This window comes from Flavobacterium endoglycinae, assembly GCF_017352115.1.
GTDB lineage: Bacteria > Bacteroidota > Bacteroidia > Flavobacteriales > Flavobacteriaceae > Flavobacterium > Flavobacterium endoglycinae.
Genome location: NZ_CP071448.1, coordinates 2,409,712 through 2,431,848, shown reverse-complemented (window position 1 = coordinate 2,431,848; position 22,137 = coordinate 2,409,712). Strand labels below are relative to the sequence as shown.

12 protein-coding genes are annotated in these 22,137 nt (G+C 35.0%); 3 read left to right on the top strand and 9 right to left on the bottom strand.

Annotated features, from left to right (window positions below):
• Positions 1–313 precede the first annotated feature (313 nt).
• The 8 genes from J0383_RS10650 to J0383_RS10615 form a co-directional block, all read right to left on the bottom strand.
• The gene (locus J0383_RS10650) at positions 314–682 is read right to left on the bottom strand and encodes a hypothetical protein (RefSeq protein ID WP_207298358.1); all 369 of its coding nucleotides are present in this window, start codon (positions 680–682) and stop codon (positions 314–316) included.
• 2 nt (positions 683–684) lie between these two features.
• On the bottom strand, positions 685–1,296 hold the full coding sequence (locus J0383_RS10645) for a hypothetical protein (RefSeq protein ID WP_207298357.1): 612 nt from the start codon (positions 1,294–1,296) through the stop codon (positions 685–687).
• A 647-nt stretch (positions 1,297–1,943) separates the two neighbouring features.
• A complete protein-coding gene (locus J0383_RS10640; RefSeq protein WP_239023316.1) occupies positions 1,944–5,543 on the bottom strand; it encodes a DUF6443 domain-containing protein in 3,600 nt (1,199 codons plus the stop codon).
• Between the two features lie 13 nt (positions 5,544–5,556).
• On the bottom strand, positions 5,557–8,982 hold the full coding sequence (locus J0383_RS10635) for an RHS repeat domain-containing protein (RefSeq protein ID WP_207298356.1): 3,426 nt from the start codon (positions 8,980–8,982) through the stop codon (positions 5,557–5,559).
• A 436-nt stretch (positions 8,983–9,418) separates the two neighbouring features.
• Positions 9,419–11,107, bottom strand: coding sequence for a sodium/sugar symporter (locus J0383_RS10630; protein WP_207298355.1), 1,689 nt, complete (start codon positions 11,105–11,107; stop codon positions 9,419–9,421).
• A gap of 247 nt (positions 11,108–11,354) precedes the next feature.
• Positions 11,355–12,416 (bottom strand): UDP-glucose--hexose-1-phosphate uridylyltransferase, encoded by a 1,062-nt coding sequence (locus tag J0383_RS10625; protein WP_207298354.1) that lies wholly within the window; start codon positions 12,414–12,416, stop codon positions 11,355–11,357.
• Between the two features lie 15 nt (positions 12,417–12,431).
• On the bottom strand, positions 12,432–13,592 hold the full coding sequence (gene galK / locus J0383_RS10620; protein WP_207298353.1) for a galactokinase: 1,161 nt from the start codon (positions 13,590–13,592) through the stop codon (positions 12,432–12,434).
• 24 nt (positions 13,593–13,616) lie between these two features.
• Positions 13,617–14,669, bottom strand: coding sequence for an aldose epimerase family protein (locus tag J0383_RS10615; RefSeq protein ID WP_207298352.1), 1,053 nt, complete (start codon positions 14,667–14,669; stop codon positions 13,617–13,619).
• A gap of 101 nt (positions 14,670–14,770) precedes the next feature.
• Between J0383_RS10615 and J0383_RS10610 the strand changes: the two genes are divergently transcribed.
• Positions 14,771–15,769: a GntR family transcriptional regulator gene (locus J0383_RS10610; RefSeq protein WP_207298351.1), complete on the top strand. Its 999-nt coding sequence runs from the start codon at positions 14,771–14,773 to the stop codon at positions 15,767–15,769.
• 297 nt (positions 15,770–16,066) lie between these two features.
• Here the strand turns inward: J0383_RS10610 and J0383_RS10605 are convergent, their stop codons facing one another.
• Positions 16,067–16,756 (bottom strand): NUDIX hydrolase, encoded by a 690-nt coding sequence (locus tag J0383_RS10605; RefSeq protein WP_207298350.1) that lies wholly within the window; start codon positions 16,754–16,756, stop codon positions 16,067–16,069.
• Between the two features lie 572 nt (positions 16,757–17,328).
• Here J0383_RS10605 and J0383_RS10600 point away from each other — a divergent pair.
• Entirely contained in the window at positions 17,329–20,385 is a 3,057-nt protein-coding gene (locus tag J0383_RS10600; protein WP_207298349.1) for a SusC/RagA family TonB-linked outer membrane protein, read from the top strand.
• Between the two features lie 30 nt (positions 20,386–20,415).
• Positions 20,416–21,978, top strand: coding sequence for a RagB/SusD family nutrient uptake outer membrane protein (locus J0383_RS10595; RefSeq protein WP_207298348.1), 1,563 nt, complete (start codon positions 20,416–20,418; stop codon positions 21,976–21,978).
• Positions 21,979–22,137: the final 159 nt, after the last annotated feature.

Genomic DNA, 22,137 nt, shown 5'->3' with positions numbered 1-22,137 from the left:
GAAATATTATTAGAAACTCTTGTTTTTAAAAATATATAACTGACTTTAGTAGTATCTAATCAAAATCTCTGTTTCTGATATTGAAACAGCCGATACAGGGAGAGAGAATGTTCTGGGTGCTATTTTACTATTCTAATGATGCTTCATAGCAGATGCAGGAGAACTTGAGTTCTATTTTAACATTTTGGTACACTTTAAAGTGCTATAAAAGCAAAAGCCACTCCGTAATGAAGTGACTTTTTTTGATTCTGTCTATTCTGTAGGCAAAGATTAAAATCTATGCAATCTTTGTTGACATATCCGAGCGGTCGAGTTAATATCCTAATATTCTTTCTCTATTAAACTTTGCCATAAGAAAAGTAAAGCTGAAAGTCAAAATTATATATAGAACAACATAAAATCCTCCTTTCCTATCTTTTTCAAAGTTTTGCTCTAAAAATATTTTATTTTTAATTACAAAGAAATAATTACAAAGCCCTAGAAAAATTATTAAAGTAATCCCTAATGTTTTAGATGGAATTTTAGTTATTATATCATAAAAATTTAAAAACAAATAAATTGCAATTAAGTTTAATCCAATAAGGACTGTAGAAAAAGCTAATGTATAAATAACTACATTTTCTTTTTCAAACTTTTCGTAAAACATGTAAATTCTAAATAATAAGTAATAATAAATTTTCATAATTATTTTTTTGGTTTTTCAAATAATGTTTCACCTGTATAATATTCATAGCCAGCTTTGAAGACAGAATATCCTAAGCTGACTAGAGCTGCACCTGGTATTGGAAGAAGTCCAATAACTCCAAATGCGCCATCAAAAAAGGCTTCAGTACCACTGATTTGCCCAGTACCATATTGAACAGCAGTTGATAAAAGCCCAACACCACCCAATACTGCACCTGTACTTTTTAAACTACTAGATATTAATTTGGATGCTGGTGCTCCAGCACGAGCAAATTCACCAATTTTTGAATCTTTGATAGTTTCTGCAACAGTCAAAACATTTCCAACTACCGTGGCGTAGTTAGTCGCACTTGGTTCAAAAACACCTGTTCTCACAGATTTTTTTGAAGGCTCTTTTATGACAACTCCGTCTAAACTACTGGCTTGAGTCCATGTACCGTCTTCATTGCCTCGATAAGCTGTATTATCACTGTCATCAAAAGCCATTTCTCCTGCCGTTGCTTTTCGATTTGGCTCGATATCACTACTGCCAGCATCTCCTGCTATATATTCAGGTGCTCCTCTTGAATTAGTGCAACGTTCGCGCAGGCAGTGGATGCTCTTTGCGGGCACGGTTTACAAAACCGCTCTATCGCTGTCGATATATCTGTGTGATAGGTAAGGCAGAAGCATTTTAAGGCTTATTAAAAAACAAAAAACCAAAAACAAAGAGACGATGCTGGCCGTCTCTTTTTTTATTCAATAATTTAATTTTAATGTTCTTTTTCAGTTAGTTACATGGATATAATTATCAAAACATCTAATCTGTAATACTATCCAACTATTCAGATACTTTTCTAGAACCATATCTTTGAAGTAACAAAGATATCCATATCATAAGAATTACAACTAAAGTAATTGAGGCATAAACTTTATATCTATGATTCTCAATAAAAAATGTCAATTGAATAAAATCAATTAAATAATAAATCAAGATTGAAACCAAAATTACAATCAAAGTTTTTATAAAGCTATTTAAGTATTTATAGATAAAATATGAGCATATTATTGGGTATAAGAGTAGAGGAATTACGTTAATGTAAAAAAGTTTCATTGCTAAATCACCATAATTAATATTTTTTTGTTTCGATAGATAATAAAAATTATCATCTGAAAATATTAATATTAATACTATTAATATTTTTAAAAAACTTAAACTTAAATATCCTAAAATTGAGACTAGTATTTCTTTTATATTTTTTTTCATCTTTTATTATATATTATTCCCCAAGTGGTTTACTAAATATTTGTTCCATTTTACCCCAAAGTTCCTTATTTGTTTCAATATTTGTTTTTGACCTATCAAAAGAGTAATCTTTCATTTCCTGCGATGATTCTGAAAGTGTTGTTACACTTCTACTTGTATTAACAGACGAATTAGCGTTAGTTAGTACAAAATCTCCGTCTTCATTTGCTGAAACATTATACGAAGTTGAAGAATCAACTGTGGTTACTGAGACTTTATCTGATACTTGACCATCATCTGCAATTGAAACGGTTTCTGTTTTTTCACTTTTGTTATATACATAACTTGATGCATCTTTTGCTGATGAAACTTTATCTCCCTTAGAATTGTAGAAAGTACCAGAAACGTTTGTGGTAACAACTGATGCTGAATTACTAATATCTCCTGGGTCTGCAGTCTTAGCAAAATGAGCAGTTAAACCACCTAATACTGTATTTTTTGAAGTTGAATTTGCCGTTATTAATGTACCTGCAATATTACCTGTTTGAGTAAGTATTCGTTCACTTTTTCCACCAAAAAAACTTGAAGACATTTTCATATAACCGACTTGACCAACTCGGCTTATTTCTCTATTATCGTTTGGATTAGGTGGCGTACCTGCTAACATTCCGTCTGGGTCAACAAAATATACGGGATTATCAAGAGCGTAGGTATACGGATTAAATCTTCTGGATTTTTCCGCCAATGGATCGATATTCATCCATCGGCCAAGTGCAGGGTCATAATTTCTTGCACCATAATCGTAAAGGTTAAGCCCCAGCTCGTCTTGAAGCTCCTTTCCATTGTACTTATACTTATTCTCAACACCGGTTTTAACCGTATTATATCCTTCCTGTTTCAGCCCGAAAGGGTAGAAATTACTTTCTTCCTTAATGGCAAGGGTTTTGTCATAGCTTACACGCACATTGCCGAGATGATCTTTGTACTGGTAAATGTATTTATAGGCACCAGAAACAGGTTCAACGTAACCCTCAGCAGTTGGGAAAAATTTCAATGAACTATTATCATACTGGTAACCTCCCAGATAATCAGTGGTTGTAACACTTGCCGGTGAAGTAACCGTTACAATTTTCTGCACTTTCTGCCCTGCTGCATTGTAAAGATATACAATGTTTCCTGTTGTGGCAAAAGTAATTTTGGCTGGCAGGTTTAAGTGGTTGTAAGTTATAGAAGTAATATTTTTGTTATTGTCTTTAGTCATATTACCATTGGCATCATAGCTGTAATCATCTGCGGTGTTGGCTGCACTGTCTACAAAACCGCCTGCTTTGTAAGTGCCAGCGTTATCGGCTACTTTTGTAAGCTGGTTTAAACTATTAGCAGAACCGTAGCTGTAAACTAAATTATCAATTTGTCTGATAGAAGCCGCATCTCCATTACGAACCAGAGTCATAATGTTTCCGTTTTTGTCGTAAGTCAGGGTTTCGTCGTAGTAATTATTGATAGTTCCATTCTGTTTAAAAATTCCTGTTCTTAAACGATTTAAATTATCATATGCATATCCGTAACCTCTTATTATGGTTTCAGAGTTGCTGCTTGTCCAATACGTTTCTGAAATATTTCCATTATATAAAGCACTAACTCCTGCTGTAGTGGTAGTATTGTAATTGATCTTAAAAGCAAATAAATCTTTCGGGTCTCCGGTTTTAGAAAGCGTGTTTATATCATTTACGGCTGTCAGCCATCCTCGTATGTTATACGTGTAATCCACTTTCTGGGCTGGTGCTGCGGCTGTATTTCCTACTTTTTTAGAAACCAGCTGCCCTAATTCATCATAAGTATTAGCCGCAATTAATTCAACAGTGCCTCCATTTATCTGATGGGTCTGCGTAAGTAAACGGTCCTGCGCAGAGTAGGTGAAAACATCTTTAGTCGTTAGTTCAGTATCGGTGCTTAATCGTTTATGTCTGGTAATACTGTATTCGGTTTTCCCAGAAAAATCCAGTTTACTGTCGGTAAAGGTATAGCCTCCTAAATAATTAGTGGTGTAGGTTCTTACCGGTCTTGCTTTTCCGTCGTAAAAAGTAGCTGAAGTTTCTCCCAGCACAGCTGTGCTTGTTGTGGGAACCCTTGTCCATGAAGCTGCAGCAAGTCCTTTTATCTGTGCTGTAGTCAGTACAGTCTGTGTTTCTACTGCTGTGGGTACGGCAATAGCCGGCGTGCTTGGAAACGTATAGTTATCGTAATAATTAACCGTTAAAAGCTTGAAGACTGTAGGGGTCACAGCATTGGTATAATAAGCAGCAATGCCGTCTATAGTACCGCTGGTCTGTTTACTTTCGTTAATAACTGAAGCATTGTTCTGTGCAGTCTGCTGAGCGGTTCTCCCTGCCGGGGTTGCTTCGGTGCCTGCTGACCATCCGGTATATACGGGACGGTTGAAAGCATCATATTTTGTTATAAGCCACCCTGCAGAAGTCAAATCCGAGAATGGAGAATTGGCAGGTCCTGTCGCTACAACCCTGTCAAGTTTGTCATATACTATAAATTCCCACTGTTTTCCAGGCAGTTTTTTCTCGGCCAGACGGTTGCGGTAATCGTATTTGTACTGATAGCATAAGTTATCTAAAACAGTTTGATTGTCATTGTTGATAACCGCACTAAAGGTGCTTCCTGCCGCTGCATTAAAGCCAGGCAGTAACCTAATAGAATTGGAAGCTGTTAAGTTTAAAGGACCGCTTGCTGTAGTTACAACAGCGGTAGATGTTATATCAGCCTGCAGACTAGTGGAAGTCCCAATAATATCTGAAGCTTTCGGCGGGATTACATAGGTAAGGTTTCCGTAAAGATCATAGACATAATAAGTGTCGTGTTTCACCCCGGCATCGTAGGTTCTTTTTAAAACGATCTGTCCTTCTTTGTTTTTAAATTCCACTGTCGATCCATTTGCTTCAGAAGGGACAGCAGCAGTGTTTTCGTCATAAGTGACTGTTTTGCTGAGCTGTGATGGAGCATAATAAACATTTCCGGCCGCATTTCCTAAAGAAATCTCATATAGTCCCGTGGAAGTATTCCATGCTGTAACAGCTGTAAAATTCTTTACTTCATTGGCTGTATTGGACTGGTAGTCCATTTTTATTTCATGTCCCAAGCCTGATCTCCAGTCATTTCCCGGAGCGGCCTGCTTCAGGACACGGTTAAGCGGGGAAGCTTCGAGCTCCTTACGGCTGAAAGGATAATTGGTGGCCTCAAGAGCAGGGTTTCCGTTTAGCGAAGCATTTGGAGTGCTGTAATAAGACATCAGTTTAGTTTTAGCCGAGGCATCAAAAGCCATTCCGGTTGTTTCGGCTTTAAAAGGAAGGTATTCTTCAGGCTGTCTTCCGAAGCTGTCGTATTCGATATGTGTTACAATGTCTTTTCCTGCAGCAGACTGCTGTCCTGCAATTTTCTGCACAGGTCTTCCCAGTCCGTCGAAGTAAGTGACAGTCTGTGCAGCCTGTAAAATAGTTGGTGCAGTGATTTTAACAGCACTGGCTGTTTTATAGGTAACTGTTTTAATATAATTTTCGGTCTGTGTCTGGCTTTTTACCAATATAGGAAAGAAAACCAAAAGGAGTTTTAGTATGTTTTTCATATTGCTTCTGGTTTTACGGCTTGTAATTGTACTGGTTTTCTGTAAGCAGGTTTCCGTCTTTGTCTTTTACGGTTTCAAGTCTGTTAAAACTGTCATAGGTATAAGTAGTTTTCTCTCCTTTAGGATCTGTCACGGTGCTTATGCCAACAAGCGGTTTGTAGGTGTAAGTGGTCACCATGGCATTAGGAAATGCGGCTCTCAGGGCATTTAAATCGGTGATGAGAGCAGCCTCTGTACCGCTGTCAGATTTGGTCTGCAGATTGGCTGAGTAAGACGAAACCGCACTGTAAAGAGCGTTTTCAATTTTGGCAATAGGCTGTGTCTGTCCGTAGCCCCAGATCACTGAAACGGGGGTGCCGTTTTCAAGGGTGTACTGGATAATATTCCCGGCAGCATCATACTGGTCGAAAGTGATTTTTTTCTCTAGCTGTCCGATTGAAGATGCGGCTATATTGGGCAGTGCATTCGGGAATTTAGCGGCATAAACCGTTTTAGGCAGCAGCAAATTACCTGTCGAAGTGCTTCGGTCATAAATAGTAAGCTGTTCGGATAGTTTTGTTCCGGCTTTAAAACTCTGTGTGTCCAGAGGAGTGCCCACCATATTGGCTGTTATAAGCTGGCTTACAAATGGTTTTGCAGACATTTCAGGATCTTTGGCATAGAAAAACTTTTTCTCTATAGTTTCTGCATTAGAACTTGTGCTTACCTGTGAGGTCATCTGTTTATGGTTGGGGCTGCTGTAATTGTAGCTTACTTTGTTAGTATAGGGATTTAAGCCATTTTTATCGTATTCTTTAGTAGTAGTATCGGCTAAATAAGAAAAATAAGAAATGTATTTATACGGCATTATATTAAGATGTGCGATTGAAGCAATAGCTAAAATCTGTCCGTTAGTTTTGCCATAGCAGGGATGGTAAATATTAGTAGTCAAATTATTGGCACCTGGAGCAATACAAATGCCATTAGCATCTTTTTGATGAATGTGTAGAACAGAACAGTATTTTACAGTGTAATACTCTGTGATATTGCTTGTTGTACATCCGCACTGCGCCTGAGTATTAGTCGCAAAAATACCTGGAGCTGTGTTTAAAATAGCATAATTAGTTATGGTTGGATTATTGGTGTCTTTTTGATAATTATTGATTACTTCTTTTCTTAAAACATAGGCGGTTCCTTGTTTTTCGAAGGTCTTCGTATTAACTAAATTACCATTGTCCCAACCGATATTAGACCATGGAACATTTTTGAATTCTCTCTCTCCTAAGTAAATTTGTTCTCTGTAATCAGGGTTTATAGTAAATTCATTTTCTTCATAACCATTTTCAAAATTGGTGCCTTCGCTAACAGTTACATATCTGTAATAAACATTAGAACCCATTTCGTATAATGAATTTATACTGCTTGAATTTACTACAACGTCAAAAACGGTACAGCTTGAGTCGTTGGCATCTGAATTATCTGGGTGGTTGCTGAAATTGATATAGTCAGGAGTCTGAAACTGGATTCCTGATGAAATTGATGGCTGGTCAAACTTAGAATAAGCGTAATTTTTAACTACCGGAGAAGCAGATGCATTAGGATAATCTTTAGTAAATTTAACTCTTGATCCTCCTGTCGGGATATTAGTATTGATTATCTGGGAATTTCCATCATAACATTCAACTGCTATGAAACTGTGTATGCAGTTATAATAATTATATAACTTAACAATATAGTTTTTGTTTTTTTGAACCGTAAAATAGTAAGGTCTGCCTGCATCAGAAGTCAGCATTAAATCTGTTGTTCCTCCTAAGTTTGTTCCATAAGCACTATATTCAAAAATTTCAACATAGGCATTATCTTCTACACAAAATACAGTTACATGCCCTTTATGGTGGTTCCCTCCTGTATCAAAAGAAGAATCACAATTGTCAAAACCTGTCCAGCCAGTAATTTTTGCTGTGTACGCAAATTGACCAGTAACAGTAGTAGTAATTTCCTTTCTTCTTTCTTCATCATTATTATCCAAAACAAGTGTTTTACGAAGTAATGGAGGAAGTACAGTTTGTGTGCCATAATAAGTGTTTGATTCATATTCGAATTCAGTATATCCTTTTGTTGGATACGTAATTTTTTTTAATAGGCCAATTTGTGATGCACTTTGATTAATTTCTTTGTTTGCATAAGTATAGTTATAATTTTCAAAACCATATCCTACTGTTTTAGGGACAAGCGAACTATTGTTTGCTGCATTAAAAAATCCCCAGTGATCCTGGCTTTTTGATAAACGCTGAGGAAAGTTTTCTGGAGTTACATAACCGAAAGCATAACTGTTTTTGTCTTCAAGAAAATGGAACCCGCTTAAGAATATTCTTCTGTTTGGAGTTACCAAATAGTTAAAGTCAATTTTTTCTATTGTATTAGAGGTTTTATCTTGTACAGTAATGGTTTTAACAACATCATCCGGTTCTCCCGAAAGATCATTTATTATATCTTCAGTTGTAAAAGTAACAGAACCATTTGCAAGATTGTTGCTGGTAATAGATTTTAAAATTTTTCCAATTATTCTGGTTTGGTGCGAATAAATTCCGCTTATTGTAATAGGTTTTGAATAACCCTGTCCAGGGGCACAGGTTTGATTATACGGAAACGATCTAGATGCCTGCTGGCTTTCTGATTGTATATAAGTTTTGCTTAAATCATCATAATTAAAATATACTTCATCTCCTTTCGGGTGGACAATTTTAGTTAAATACCATCCGGTTGCTTTTACTGTAGGTGGAGCATGACTTCCGCCTTGAGTTCTTAATGAAGTATATTCCACTTCGTTGAAAAAATAAGAAGTGCCATCTGGAGTAGTAGCCGAAAAAGTAAAGATATCCTGTCCAACAGTATTGATTACATCTATTCTTAAATCTGTTTTTTCCAGAAAAACAATCCCATTGTTGGCATCAATGTAAAATTTTCCAGAATGGCCAGAAAAATTGAATACAAATAGATCTCTTTCACTGTCTTTTCCAAAGTTTTCACCGTATAAATTAAAATAAATATTGACTAGTGCATTAGATTTATTTATTGCCGAAATATCAAAATGTTTCATAGGGAAATCGTCTATAAAATCATCTTCAAGATTTCTTACGATGCGGGTAATCATTCCGCCTCCAATAAGGTTCCAACCCAGCCCGGTTCTTCCGTTAACTTCATCTACTTTAATTCCGGTGCTGGAATAATTTAAACTAAACGGAACATTGATATTGGTTGTTTTATAGGTAAAAAGAGGAATCTGTATATTGGGCGATCCCGTTGACATTCCTATAGGAGTGTTTCCATATTTTACAAATTGAAACGCCGAAGGGGATGGAGGCGTTATATTCGGTAAGAAATTAGTGTTAGCTTCCTGCGCTTGAATAAAAACAGGTGCCAAAATGATAAGAATAAAAAGTAAATAGTTTTTTTTCATTTGGTGATGTGAATTTGCTGGCAAATCTAAAGGATTTCGTATTTAAATTTTTACGTCTTTACTCATTTTGCAGATTTTTTTTCAATCACTTCAATATTGTAAGAAAAAAATTATTTAATTTAAAACATCACGAAAGTATATTCATAATATTTCAAAAAAATAAAAGGATTAAGATACAGAAAATGTACTGCTGAAAAAGTGTGGTTATCCTTTATCACAGCTGTTGTTTGCGGGGAATTAATATCCGTAGAATAATTCAATATCTGCAAAATAAGATAGTCTGTAAAATATTGAAAAAAATAAAATTGACTAAGAAATTAGATGTTTTTTTGAGGCTATCTTTTTTTAAAGACTCTATAACACTCTTGAACTATAATATTAAAAAAGGACCCCATTTCTGAGATCCTTTTTTCTTAAAGATATTGTTATTAAGACATTACCAGAATTTAACATAAAGTGCCACTATAATAAGTAATGTAATTACAATTAAAACGGTAGTTTGTGGTTTTACTTTGAACATTCCAGGTTCTGTTTCGAACGCTTTTGGGTTCACTTTTGGACCAGCAAAACTCATTAAAATCATTACTAACATAGTGAAGAAGAATGATAATCCCATACAAATGTGGAACGGAATTTCGAATCCACCTTTTCCGTTAGGATATGCTGTATATAAAAGTGTGTCGTTTCCAAATAATGCCGGAGCATATTCGTTGAATAAAACAGATAACACGAATCCTAAAATTACACCTACAATTGCAGCTGAACCAGTAGTTCTTTTCCAGAACATACCAAGGAAGAACATAGCAAAAACCCCAGGGCTGATGAATCCAGTATATTTTTGGATGTAAGTGAAACCACCAACACCACCAATACCTAAAATGTCATTCCATGTAAATAATACGGCTAAAAGCATGGCTGCGAATACGGCAAAACGTCCAATATTTACTTGTTGTTTTTCACCAGCGTCTTTTTGGATGTATTTTTTATGTACGTCTAATGTATAGATAGTTGAAATACTATTTACTTTTCCAGCTAATGAAGCTACAATCGCAGCTGTTAATGCAGCAACAGAAAGACCTTTTAATCCTGTTGGCAGGAATGTTAATACAGCAGAGTAAGCCTCATCTTTTACGCCTCCTTCTAATTGAGGTAAATGTCCGTTTGTATATAAAACATAAGCAGCAATGCCTGGTAACATTACAATAAGCGGCATTAATAATTTCAACATACCAGCAAACAAGATACCTGTACGTGCTGTTTGTAAATCTGCACCAAGTGCTCTTTGGGTAATGTATTGGTTACATCCCCAGTAGTTTAGGTTGATGATCCAGATACCTGCTGCGTAAGATAGTAAACCAGGGAAAGTCAAATATTTGTCGATCTCTAATTGAGAAGATGTTGGAGTTGGTTTTGGAATAATCATTTTGAAATGATCTGGCGCTTCTCTCATCAAGACTTTGAAGCCTTCGATCGCATTTTGACCAACACCAAATGATTGGCCAACTGTTGTTAAGGCGATATAAGAAGTTACCAAACCTCCGATAATTAAAACGGCAACTTGAATAACGTCTGTATAAGCAACCACTTTCATTCCTCCTAATGAAATTAGCAAAGCAAAAACTGCTAAACCAACCATAATAACATGAAGATATTCTCCTCCGGCAAGACCGTTAATGGCAACAGCTCCTAAATATAAAATAGAAGTCAAGTTTACAAAAACATATAAAAACAACCAGAAAACAGCCATAATAAGTGCTGTTGATTCATTGTAACGGGTTTTTAAGAATTGAGGCATCGTGTAAATCTTATTTTTAAGATATACAGGTATAAACCAAACTGCAACAATAATAAGTGCAACAGCGGCAAGCCACTCATAGGCAGCAACAGCGATTCCTAAAAAGAAACCTTCACCACTCATTCCGATGAATTGCTCTGCAGAGATGTTAGAGGCGATTAATGAAGCTCCAATAGCCCACCAAGTTAAGTTACCTTCGGCCAAAAAATAAGCCTTTGCGTCGTGTTCATCTTGTTTACGCTTGCGGTAAACAGTGTAACCGTACACAGAGACTACTATAAAATAGATAATAAAAACCGCATAGTCTGCGAAAGAGAGGTTCTGGTTCATTGTTAATAGTATTTTAGATAATTAGTATAAGGTGATTGTTTGTTTATTTTTGAAAATGGTTTTAATGTGGTTATATCTGGTTAAAAATGAAATATGTGTTTTTATTCTGTTATTTTTTTATGAAAACACGAACAGAAGCCAAATTTAAAATAAAAACTGAAAAAACTATCATTTTAAATGTGTTTTTTACATTTATAGAAGAGTAATTCTGTTAAATTTTTAAATCGGCCCTGTTATTATTCTATAATTAGTCGATTTTCACGGCACTTTTATAGTGTACTTCTGATTGTTGTCTTAAAATCTCAGCACTTTTTTCTGGTGTGATGTCTCTTTGTGATTCTCCCATCATTTCATATCCTACCATGAATTTTTTTACAGTAGCCGAACGTAACAATGGTGGGTAAAAATGCATGTGGAAATGCCATTCAGGATGATCAAAACCATCTGTAGGAGCTTGATGAATTCCTGAAGAATAAGGAAACGAAGTACTAAATAAGTTATCGTATTTAATCGTTAACTGTTTTAAGATTTTGGCGAAAGCCTTCACTTCTTCAGCATTAAAACTTGTTATTTTACTGATTGCTCTTTTGCTCACAATCATAGTTTCATAAGGCCAGATTGCCCAGAATGGAACTAGTGCTACAAAATGATCGTTTTCGATTACAATACGGCTTCCTGCTTTTAATTCGGCCTGAACGTAATCTTCCAATAATGTTTTTTGGTTTTTATCGTAATAGGCTTTTAAGCTGTTGTGTGTTTTTTCAACCTGAGTTGGCAATGAAGATTGTGCCCAGATCTGCCCGTGTGGATGCGGGTTGCTGCAGCCCATTACACTTCCTTTATTTTCAAAAATCTGAACGTGGTTGATGTATTTGATATTTCCAAGATCAGTGTATTCTTTCTGCCAGGTTTTAACAATGTTTTCGATATCGGCAACCTCCATTTCCGGAAGTGTAAGATCGTGTCTTGGAGAAAAACAAACCACTCTAGAGATTCCCTGTTCTGGTTTTGCTTTAAAAAATGTATGTTTAATATCTTCTTCAAAAATAATTTCGTCCTGTTTCATGGCGGCAAAATCATTGTCAAAAACAAAACTGTTTTTGTAATCAGGATTGCTTACGCCGTTTGCACGAACATTTCCCGGACATAAATAACAAGTCGGGTCATATTTTGGAAGAGATTCAGTCGAAATAGTTTCGTTCTGTCCCTGCCAAGGACGTTTTGCACGATGAGGTGAAACTAAAACCCATTCATTAATTAAAGGATTGAAGCGTCTGTGCGGATCTTCGTTAATGTCAAAATTTTTCATTGTGTTGCTTTGGTTTTAAAGTAATGTTGTTCCGTTTGAGATTTTTACATCATAGAATTTTAATTCAATTCCAAATGTATCTAAATAAAGATTTGAAAACTTACTTTTTACCTCATTTTCGTGACCTTTTTTAATTAAATTAATGGTACAGCCTCCAAAACCGCCTCCCATCAAACGAGAACCAATAATAGCATCATCTGCTTTAGCCGTATCTACCAGCATATCAAGCTCTTCGCAGCTTACTTCGTATTCCTGAGATAAACCATAATGGGTGTCAAAAAGCAATTGTCCTAATAATTCTATATTTCCTTGGTCCAAAGCTTCACAGGCTTTTATCACACGATTGATTTCTTTCACGACAAAATGAACACGGCTGAAAACTTTTTCAGTCATTTTATCCTTAAGACTTAAAACCTGTTCTTCCGTAGCATCTCTAAAACTTTTAACTTCTGGGAAATGGCTTTTAATAATCGCTAAACCTTGTTCACATTCGATTCTGCGTGTGTTGTATTCCGATGTAAAAAGCGAATGTTTTACATTGCTATCAAACAAAATCAGCGAATAATCTTTGAAATCTGCGTTGTGATATTCAAAATCCAAAGTATTGCAATCCAGTTTTATCACTTTATTGTCAAGACCGTGAACGCTCGAAAACTGATCCATGATACCACAGTTGATACCAACCCAGTGTTCTGCTTTTTGTCCTAATAATGCTATGTCAACTTTCTTAATATCCAAATCAAAAAGAGATTTAATTCCGAAAATAGTACCGCATTCTAAAGCAGCTGAAGAAGACAATCCTGAACCAACTGGAATATTACTGCTGAAAACACAGTTAAAACCTCTGAACGAAAATCCGTTGTCTTGCAGCTGTTTAATAACACCGCGGATGTAATTTGTCCAAACCACATCGCTCAATTCCACTTTTTGAGTCAAATCGATTTCAAATTCTTCATTTAAATCAATCGCAATGATTTTTGAGGTGTTGGTATTATTTTTTTCGAAAGCAAAACAAATTACTTTATCAATAGCCGCAGGTAGAACATAACCGTCGTTGTAATCGATATGTTCTCCAATAATATTAATCCTTCCTGGAGAAAGAACCACTTTTTCAGGAGCAGATCCGAAAGACTTCTCGAAAAAAGCAGTAGTGTTTTGTATTAAAATCTCATTCATTTTTTTGTAATTGGTGGTTAGCAGTTAGCTTATATTTTCGAATTTATAAATTGTGTTTTGAGAGTAGATTTCGCCTTTTTTTAAAACAACATTTGGGAAATGTTCCTGATTAGGCGCATCTGGAAAATTTTGTGTTTCAAAACAAATACCGCTTGTTTTGTGGTAAACCGTATCGTTTTTTCCTTTTAAAACATCAAAACAATTTCCGCCTACATATATATGTACACTTGGCTGATCTGTATAAACATTCATTTTCAGATTGTTTTTGGGACTGAATAAAGTCGCAACCGCTTTTTCGGTTTTGGCAATGGCAAACGAATTATCAATAGATTCAGGACAATTTTGAGGTGTTCTGAAATCAAATTTATGATGGTGTAGATCTATAAATTTTCCGGTTGGAATATTCTTTGGATCTGTTTCTAATATTTTTTCTGAATCAACAAATACCTTTTGATCCAGAACATTGCCTTCATGACCGTCCAGATTAAAATAACTGTGATGTGTTAAATTAATAATCGTATCTTCAGTTGAAACCGCTTTGTACTCAAGTTTTAGTTCATTTTCTTCAGTTAAGATATACGTAAGATCAATCTGAAGTTCACCTGGATAATTTTCGTCACCATCTGCACTTATTAAGGTGAATGTGATAGAAGGATTTTCTCCAGAAGTCTGATTAGTAACTGTCCATTCTTTTCGTCCAAAACCATTACTACCGCCATGAAGCGAATTACCATTATTATTTTTGGCTAATTGGTATGTTTTATCATTTAATGTAAAAGTACCGTTCTGGATTCTTCCTGCATAACGGCCAACCGTAGTTCCAAAATAAGGAGCACTTGGTAAACTATAAGACTCTAAATACAATTGCAGCGAATCAAAACCCAATACAACATCAACTAGATTTTCTTGAACAGGAACTTTTATAGAAGTTACCGTTGCACCATAATTGGTGATTTCGACCTTCATTTTGTTTTTGTTTGTTAATTCAAAAACGAAAATTTCCTTTCCATCTGACATGAATCCAAAAGATTTCGGATTAGATGTGTGCTGAAAATGTGATTTATGTTTTATTTCCATGTAATTTTTGCCAATAGTGAAATCCAAAAGTAAAAACATCTTTCATTTTTACATACCAGTACCTACCAGTTTTGTATATTTGACCCAAAATTTTTCTTTTTATGAATATCATTTCAATTCAAAACAATATTGGTCTGCCAAAATATAAGCAGATAATTCTTTCAATTGAAAAAGCGATTGAAGAAGAAAAACTTATAAAAGGCGACAAATTACCATCGGTAAACAAGGTGTGTCTGGCATTTTCACTATCGCGAGATACGGTTTTATTGGCTTATGAAGAACTGAAAAAACGAGGCATCATTTACGCCATTCCTGGAAAAGGATATTACGTTAAAAGCGTTGAAATCACTATAAAACAAAAGATTTTTTTGCTTTTTGATGAACTCAACAGTTTTAAAGAAGACATTTATAATTCGTTTTTAAACAATATTGGAAAAAATGTTCAAGTCGATATTTTCTTCCATCATTTTAACAGCGAAGTTTTTCAAAAACTCATAAATGACAGCAACGGTAATTACACGAAATATATTTTGATGCCCACGAATTTGAAAAATATTGTTGCGTCGATAAAAACCCTACCAGTAGCCGATGTCATCATACTAGATCAGACTAATCCGGATTTAAAAATGTATCCGGCCATTTATCAGAATCACCAAAAAGATATTTTTGAAGGATTGTTGAAAGGAAAAGAAAAATTAAAACACTATAAAAAACTTATTTTGATCTTTCCGGGTTTTAGAGAACCGCTTGGAATGAAAAAGGGTTTTGAAGATTTTTGTTCCGAATATCATTTTAAATCGGAGATTATTACCGAATTTACAAACAGAGAAATCACGACAGGAGATCTGTATGTAATTCCAAATGACCGTGATTTGGTAAAAGTAATTGAAAAGGCGAGAGACCAAAACCTAAAACTAGGAACCGACTTTGGCATTATATCGTATAATGAAACTCCTTTAAAGAAAATTGTTGCCAGCGGTATTGCTACTATTTCGACCCATTTTGAAGCGATGGGAAAAATTCTGGCCGAAATGGTGCTTAAAGGAAAGAAGGAACAAATCGAAAACAAGTCGGCCCTTATCATAAGGAATTCATTATAGAAAGACTTTTTCGCGAGGTATTATTTACATCACAAACATTCTGCTTTTTGTTTGAAAAAATGATGAATAATTAATTAAAAAAATAAGAATACAAATTCTTGTTTTAGACCAATTATTTTGCTTACATTTGCAAATGTAATTTTTACACTTATTAATTATTTAAATGTTTTGACGATTAATGTTCATAATGATCGTTTAAGCAAAAGGTTAAAAGATAATAAATTTTGTTTATTTTTTTTAATAGTAGTTTTATTGAAGAAAAAACCCTGAAAGTTGTGGATTTCAGGGTTTTGTTTTTTATAGATTTAGTACAAAATCATTGAGTAATTTCTCTTCATATTTTTCCTTATTAAAGGTATATAGGTAAGAGCCTTTTCGAGACGACTGCATGTCTTTTTCATCCAGTTTGTTAAGAATCTCCAGAGAATTTATTTTACTGATGAAATTTCTTTTGTCTAATTCCTTGCTCAAAATGGCTTCATATAATTCTAATAACTGGCGCATCGTGAATTTTTCCGGAAGCAATTCAAACCCAATTGGTTTTATTGACGTTCTGTAACGAAGTCTTTTTATGGCATTCTGAAGCATTTCGTTATGGTCAAAAATCAAACTTGGCGTATCATTAATTGGAAACCATTCTGCATGATAATTTTTGATTAATTCGGCATTATGATTTTCAATATTAATCAATGCATAATATGAAACCGAAATAGTTCGTTCCACCGGATCACGATCGATTTCACTATAAGCATATAACTGCTCCATATAAATATCGTTTAACCCTGTATAAGTATTTAGGATTCTAATTGCAGCATCGTCTAGAACTTCATCTTTTTTTAAGAATCCCCCAATCAAAGACCATTTTCCCTTTTCTGGCTCGAAATCCCTTTTAATTAAAAGGATTTTTAGACCTTCATTGTCAAATCCAAAAATAATACAATCTACCGCTAGTAAAACCTTATCGGCAGAGCTATAACTGTTTAGCATATTTAATATTTTATTGGTAAAGATATAAACTTCCTGATTTGTTTCATAATTAATTAATGTAGATTTTACACTTACATAAATAGACTGCTCAAAAATAAGGTTAAAAAAATGACTTTTTTATACAAAAATACCTTTCATTTTTCTTTTTTAAGATTATTTTAAGATAAAAACAGGATAGGCAAGGATAGTTTTTTAAAAAAAGATCGAATGTTTATGTAAAAAGATACAAAAATAAACAGTCCTTTTCCTTCAAATATAATTAATTTTTAAATTCAAATACTTAAATAACAGTCAATTTATCATTTTTTTTCTCCATCGTATTTTTTGATTAAAAAAGGAGTTTTTGATTAAAAGTGTATTTTTTACACAATTAATTCATAAAAAACCTTGATTTTTTTGAAAAATATATCAATTCTAAAATGTGTTTTAAACACTTAATTTACGATATGTGTTTTTTTTGCAATGTTTTTTTGTGATATTAATTTGTTTTCGTGTTTTTTTTTTAGTTAAATTTACAAATGTAAAATTAACACTTATTATTAAACCACTATCCAACCTTAAACTAACCACTTATGATTACAAACCCGCAATTAATTTTGTATGGCAATTTTTTATTGTCAAAAAAACATTGGATTACAGCATTATTAATGCTGTTATTTTCTGTTAATCAAATGTCGGCTCAAGGCAAAACGATTAATGGAGTTGTTACATCGGCACAGGATAATCTTCCTCTGCCGGGTGTGAATATTATGATAAAAGGAACCAAAACAGTAGCCACAACTGGATTTGATGGAGAGTATTCGATTAAAGCATCTCCAAATGATGTTTTAGTGTATTCATTTATAGGATTTCAAAACAAAGAAATAACCGTAGGAAGCCAGTCTAAAATAGATGTCGCTTTGGGAGAAGATACCAACAAACTGAATGAGGTAGTCGTGATAGGTTACGGTTCGCAGAAAAAAGCCGACTTAACAGGATCTGTAAGTGTCGTAAACTTAGAATCGGCGAAAAAAACAGTAACGTATGATGCTGCAAAAATGCTTCAAGGACAGGTTCCGGGTGTTACTGTACAATCATCTGGTGAACCTGGAGGATTTGTAAATGTGAAGATTAGAGGGATAACTTCTTTCAGTAATAACAATCCCCTTTTTGTAATTGACGGAATCATGGTTGACTCTCCTTATGATTTTGCTCCGGGAGAAATAGAATCGATGCAGGTTTTAAAAGATGCTTCTTCGGCTGCGATTTATGGAGTGCGCGGTGCAAACGGAGTTGTAATCATTACCACCAAAAAAGGGAAGGCCGGAAAAATGGATATCAAATTCAAATCAATCGTGGGTCTTCAAAATGTTGCTAAAAAATGGGATGTTACAGACCGCGTTGGCTATCAAAAAATTACAAGCGAAGCAGAACGTAACCGTGATATCAGAGCCGGAGTTCCAGTGAGTATTGCTCCAGGAAATGATCCGAACAGTCCGTCTTATATTTCGAATGTAAATACAGATTGGCAGAAAGAAGCTTTTCAAACTGGTGTGGTACAAAATCAGGCGCTAACGTTTAATGGCGGTGCAGAAAATTTAGCCTACAGCTTTAATGTTGATTACTTTAAAAACACAAGTTATATCAAAACGCCGCAGGACTATGAGAGGCTTTCAACCAACTTAAATTTGAATGGTAAAAAAGGAAGATTTAAATATGGTGCTAAAATAGCCTACACACAATCTGATAAAGAAATCTTCAACGAATACAACGCAGGACAAACGGTTATCAGCGATATCTTGGGAGCGGTACCAACGATGCCAGTTTACGATCCGAATAGATTAGGAGGCTATGGCGGTACAGACAACTTGACTCAAAGAGCCATTTCAATGAATCCAATTGGATACAACAACCTGATTGATAATAACGGAAAAAGAAACCGTTTCATAGGAGACGTTTGGGGAGAAGTTGAAATCGTAAAAGGTCTTAAATACAAATTAGATGTAAGTTACGATAGAACCGACTGGCAGAACCGAAAATTTATTCCGCCAAGTGATCTAGGATGGTATTATATTACGACAAATGATGAAGCATCTTTAGATATTTCAAATGGAAATGAATTAAGAACATTCCTAAACAATTTACTAACCTATGAAGTGACGCTTGGCAAACATAAAATTGATGCTTTGGCAGGATGGATTCAGGAAAAAAGAGAGAATTACAACCACTGGTCAAGAGGTGTAGGATTTACTCCGGGAGAAATTCCAATGGTACAATATGCAGATTCAAGAGATGCGGGTGAATATAAATTTACAATTACTGGAATTTCATACATCAGCAGATTAAACTATTCTTATGATGACCGCTATTTGGTACAGGCAAATTTTAGACAAGATAAAACCTCTCTTTTCAGTAAAATTAATAATTCAGCAAACTTTTACTCTTTCTCAGGAGGATGGAAAATCAGCAACGAAAAATTTATACACTTACCATTATGGGTGAGCAATATTAAACTTCGTGGAGGTTACGGAACAATTGGTAACAATACCATTCCTCAATATTTCTTTGCCACAACCGTAAACAGTTTTGCAGGATACGATTTTAATAATCAGCTGGCACCGGGAACAACAGTAGTTAGTTCGTTAGATCCAAATGTTCACTGGGAAAAATCAACAAACTCAAATGTTGGAATTGAATTAGGATTCTTAAACAACGATTTACAATTTACAGCAGAATACTTTATTAAAAAATCAGATGATTTACTACTAGGTGTACCGCTTCCATATTCTACAGGTGCTTTTCCGGCGAGTATTACAACAAATGCAGGATCTATGAAAAACTCAGGAGTAGAGTTTACAGCGTCGTACAGCAATCATCATCGTAAATTTAAATATGATATTTCAGCCAACTTTGGAACACTTAAAAATGAAGTAACCAAAATTGGTGTAAACGGAAACCCTATTTATGGAGCAGTTTCTAAAACAGAAGTAGGAAGATCTGTAGGAGAAATGTTTGCTTGGGAAGCCATTGGAATTTTCCAAAATGCAGCTGAGGTAGCTTCTTCTCCAAAACAAACAGGTGCTGCGCCGGGTGATGTGAAATTTAAAGATGTAAACGGCGATGGACAAATTACAGATGCCGATAGAACTTTCCAAGGAGTAACCATTCCTAAATATGGTTTTGGATTAAATTTCAGCGCTTCGTATTCCAACTTTGATTTTTCAATGTTTTGGCAGGGAGCTGGCGGCAACAAAGTATTCAATGCAATGTACCGCAATTTGATGATCGGACAATATACAAATCATCATACAGACGAATTAAATTATTGGACACCAACAAACACCAATACTAATATTCCTGCTCCCGTTATTGGAGATCCAAACGGAAATGCAAGAGATTCTAACCGATTTATTGAAAGCGGTGATTACGTGAAGTTACAAACCATGGAACTTGGTTATAACATTCCGATAAAAGATAAATTTATTCAAAAAGCAAAGGTTTACCTAAATGGACAAAATCTGTTGATTATTTCGAAATACAAAGGATATGATCCAGATTTTAACAGCGACGGATTGATTTCGAGAGGATATGATGCAGGATCTTTCCCAAACCCAAGAACAATTTCTTTAGGAGTAGAAGTAACATTCTAAGCAGGTTTAACCATTTAAAAACGTATTAAAATGAAATATAAAATATTCAATTATATAGCAGTTTTCTTTTCGCTTGCTTTGGTAACCACAAGCTGCGTAGACAATGAAGACTTAGAACAGCTTGATCCTAATAATAATGCAGTTGATTCTTTCTGGAAGTCAGATGAAGACGCTTTGCAAGGAATAAATGCTGTGTATGGAAGTTTATTAACAGATGGTACTTACATGAGAAGTACACCATTGTTACTCGATGCAAGAGCAGATGATGCTCGTACAAATAGTCCTTGGGGTTCCATGTACAATGCAGGACATTTTAACTCAAATGTAGCCGACGCTTCTATTTATGGCTGGGCTTACGAAACCTATTATCAAGGAATTTACAGAGCTAATCAGGTATTGACAAACGTTCCAGGAATTGATTTTAAAGATGAAGCTTTAAAAAACAGAATCTTAGGACAAGCTTACTTTTTACGAGGGTTGTATTTATTTCATGCCGTAAATCTGTTTAAAAATGTGCCTCTTCCAACAGAATTAGCCGTTTATTATCCGCAGAAAACACAAGAAGAAGGTTGGGCGCAGGTTATTGCCGATTTTAAAGCCGCTGCCGATTTACTGCCAAACACTTATGATGGTCTTTCTGGATTAGATGGAGGACAAAAAGGACGTGCAACAAAAGGCGCTGCATTAGGATATTTAGGAAAAACCTATTTGTTTATTAAAGATTTTACAAACGCCAGAACCACTTTTAAACAAGTTATAGATTTAGGAGTATACTCTTTGGTAGCGAATTATAGAGACAATTTTACCACAGCTAATGAAAACAATTCAGAATCTCTTTTTGAAGTACAATTCAGCAGAGATGCCGGAGGAGTAGATTTAGGCTGGGGAGGTGCACCTGCATCAGGATGGGGAAAAACTTCTGCAAGAGCAATTACCTATGCTCCTCGTGCTTTTGGATGGACAGACGTGCAGCCAACATGGGCATTATTCAACGAATTTAAAGAAGAAAAAACAAAAACGGGAGGAGATGATCCGCGTTTAGAAGCTACTATTTTCTATAACAAACCGGGCGGTATGCAATTGTATGGAAAAGATTTTGCCACATTTTATGCTTCAAGCCCAGCCGATTTAAATGATTTATTCTGCAGAAAATACCAAAACTCTGACGGTCAATTTGCAGACGAATACGACTGGCGTTCTGGTATCAACGAACGTTTATTACGATATGCAGATATTCTTTTAATGTATGCCGAATGCTTAAATGAAACAGGCGATACTCCGGGAGCTTACACTTATATCCAAATGGTAAGAAACCGAGTAAACCTTCCAGACCTGTCAGTTACAAAACCCGGAATGACTCAAGATCAAATGAGAGAACAGATTGGTCACGAAAGATTCTTAGAATTTCCGCTTGAAGGACACCGTTTTGATGACATCCGCCGCTGGGGCTGGTTGGATAATCCAACGAAATTAGCTTGGTTAAAAGCCAGAGATGCCGAATTCAATTCGTATACAAAAGGAAGAGAATACTACCCGATTCCGCAATTAGAAATGGATAATAATCCGGGAACTGTTCAAAATGAGAGTTATTAAGTTTACCGTCTTAGTTTTCAGTGGCAGTAACGGTATACTGTGTCTGAAAACCGAGACTAAAAATATTTGAGTTAGTTAAATACCTAATATCATGTGAAGAACTAAACACTTCACATGATATTATTCCTTACGATTTGGAATACAAGAAAAGTAATTTTT

What these genes read in the sequence shown, in the direction of transcription:
- J0383_RS10650 (WP_207298358.1), bottom strand. Translation starts at nt 682, where the DNA reads ATGAAAATTTATTATTACTTATTATTTAGAATTTACATGTTTTACGAA.
- J0383_RS10640 (WP_239023316.1), bottom strand. Translation starts at nt 5,543, where the DNA reads ATGAAAAACATACTAAAACTCCTTTTGGTTTTCTTTCCTATATTGGTA.
- J0383_RS10635 (WP_207298356.1), bottom strand. Translation starts at nt 8,982, where the DNA reads ATGAAAAAAAACTATTTACTTTTTATTCTTATCATTTTGGCACCTGTT.
- J0383_RS10630 (WP_207298355.1), bottom strand. Translation starts at nt 11,107, where the DNA reads ATGAACCAGAACCTCTCTTTCGCAGACTATGCGGTTTTTATTATCTAT.
- J0383_RS10625 (WP_207298354.1), bottom strand. Translation starts at nt 12,416, where the DNA reads ATGAAAAATTTTGACATTAACGAAGATCCGCACAGACGCTTCAATCCT.
- galK (WP_207298353.1), bottom strand. Translation starts at nt 13,592, where the DNA reads ATGAATGAGATTTTAATACAAAACACTACTGCTTTTTTCGAGAAGTCT.
- J0383_RS10615 (WP_207298352.1), bottom strand. Translation starts at nt 14,669, where the DNA reads ATGGAAATAAAACATAAATCACATTTTCAGCACACATCTAATCCGAAA.
- J0383_RS10610 (WP_207298351.1), top strand. Translation starts at nt 14,771, where the DNA reads ATGAATATCATTTCAATTCAAAACAATATTGGTCTGCCAAAATATAAG.
- J0383_RS10605 (WP_207298350.1), bottom strand. Translation starts at nt 16,756, where the DNA reads ATGCTAAACAGTTATAGCTCTGCCGATAAGGTTTTACTAGCGGTAGAT.
- J0383_RS10600 (WP_207298349.1), top strand. Translation starts at nt 17,329, where the DNA reads ATGATTACAAACCCGCAATTAATTTTGTATGGCAATTTTTTATTGTCA.
- J0383_RS10595 (WP_207298348.1), top strand. Translation starts at nt 20,416, where the DNA reads ATGAAATATAAAATATTCAATTATATAGCAGTTTTCTTTTCGCTTGCT.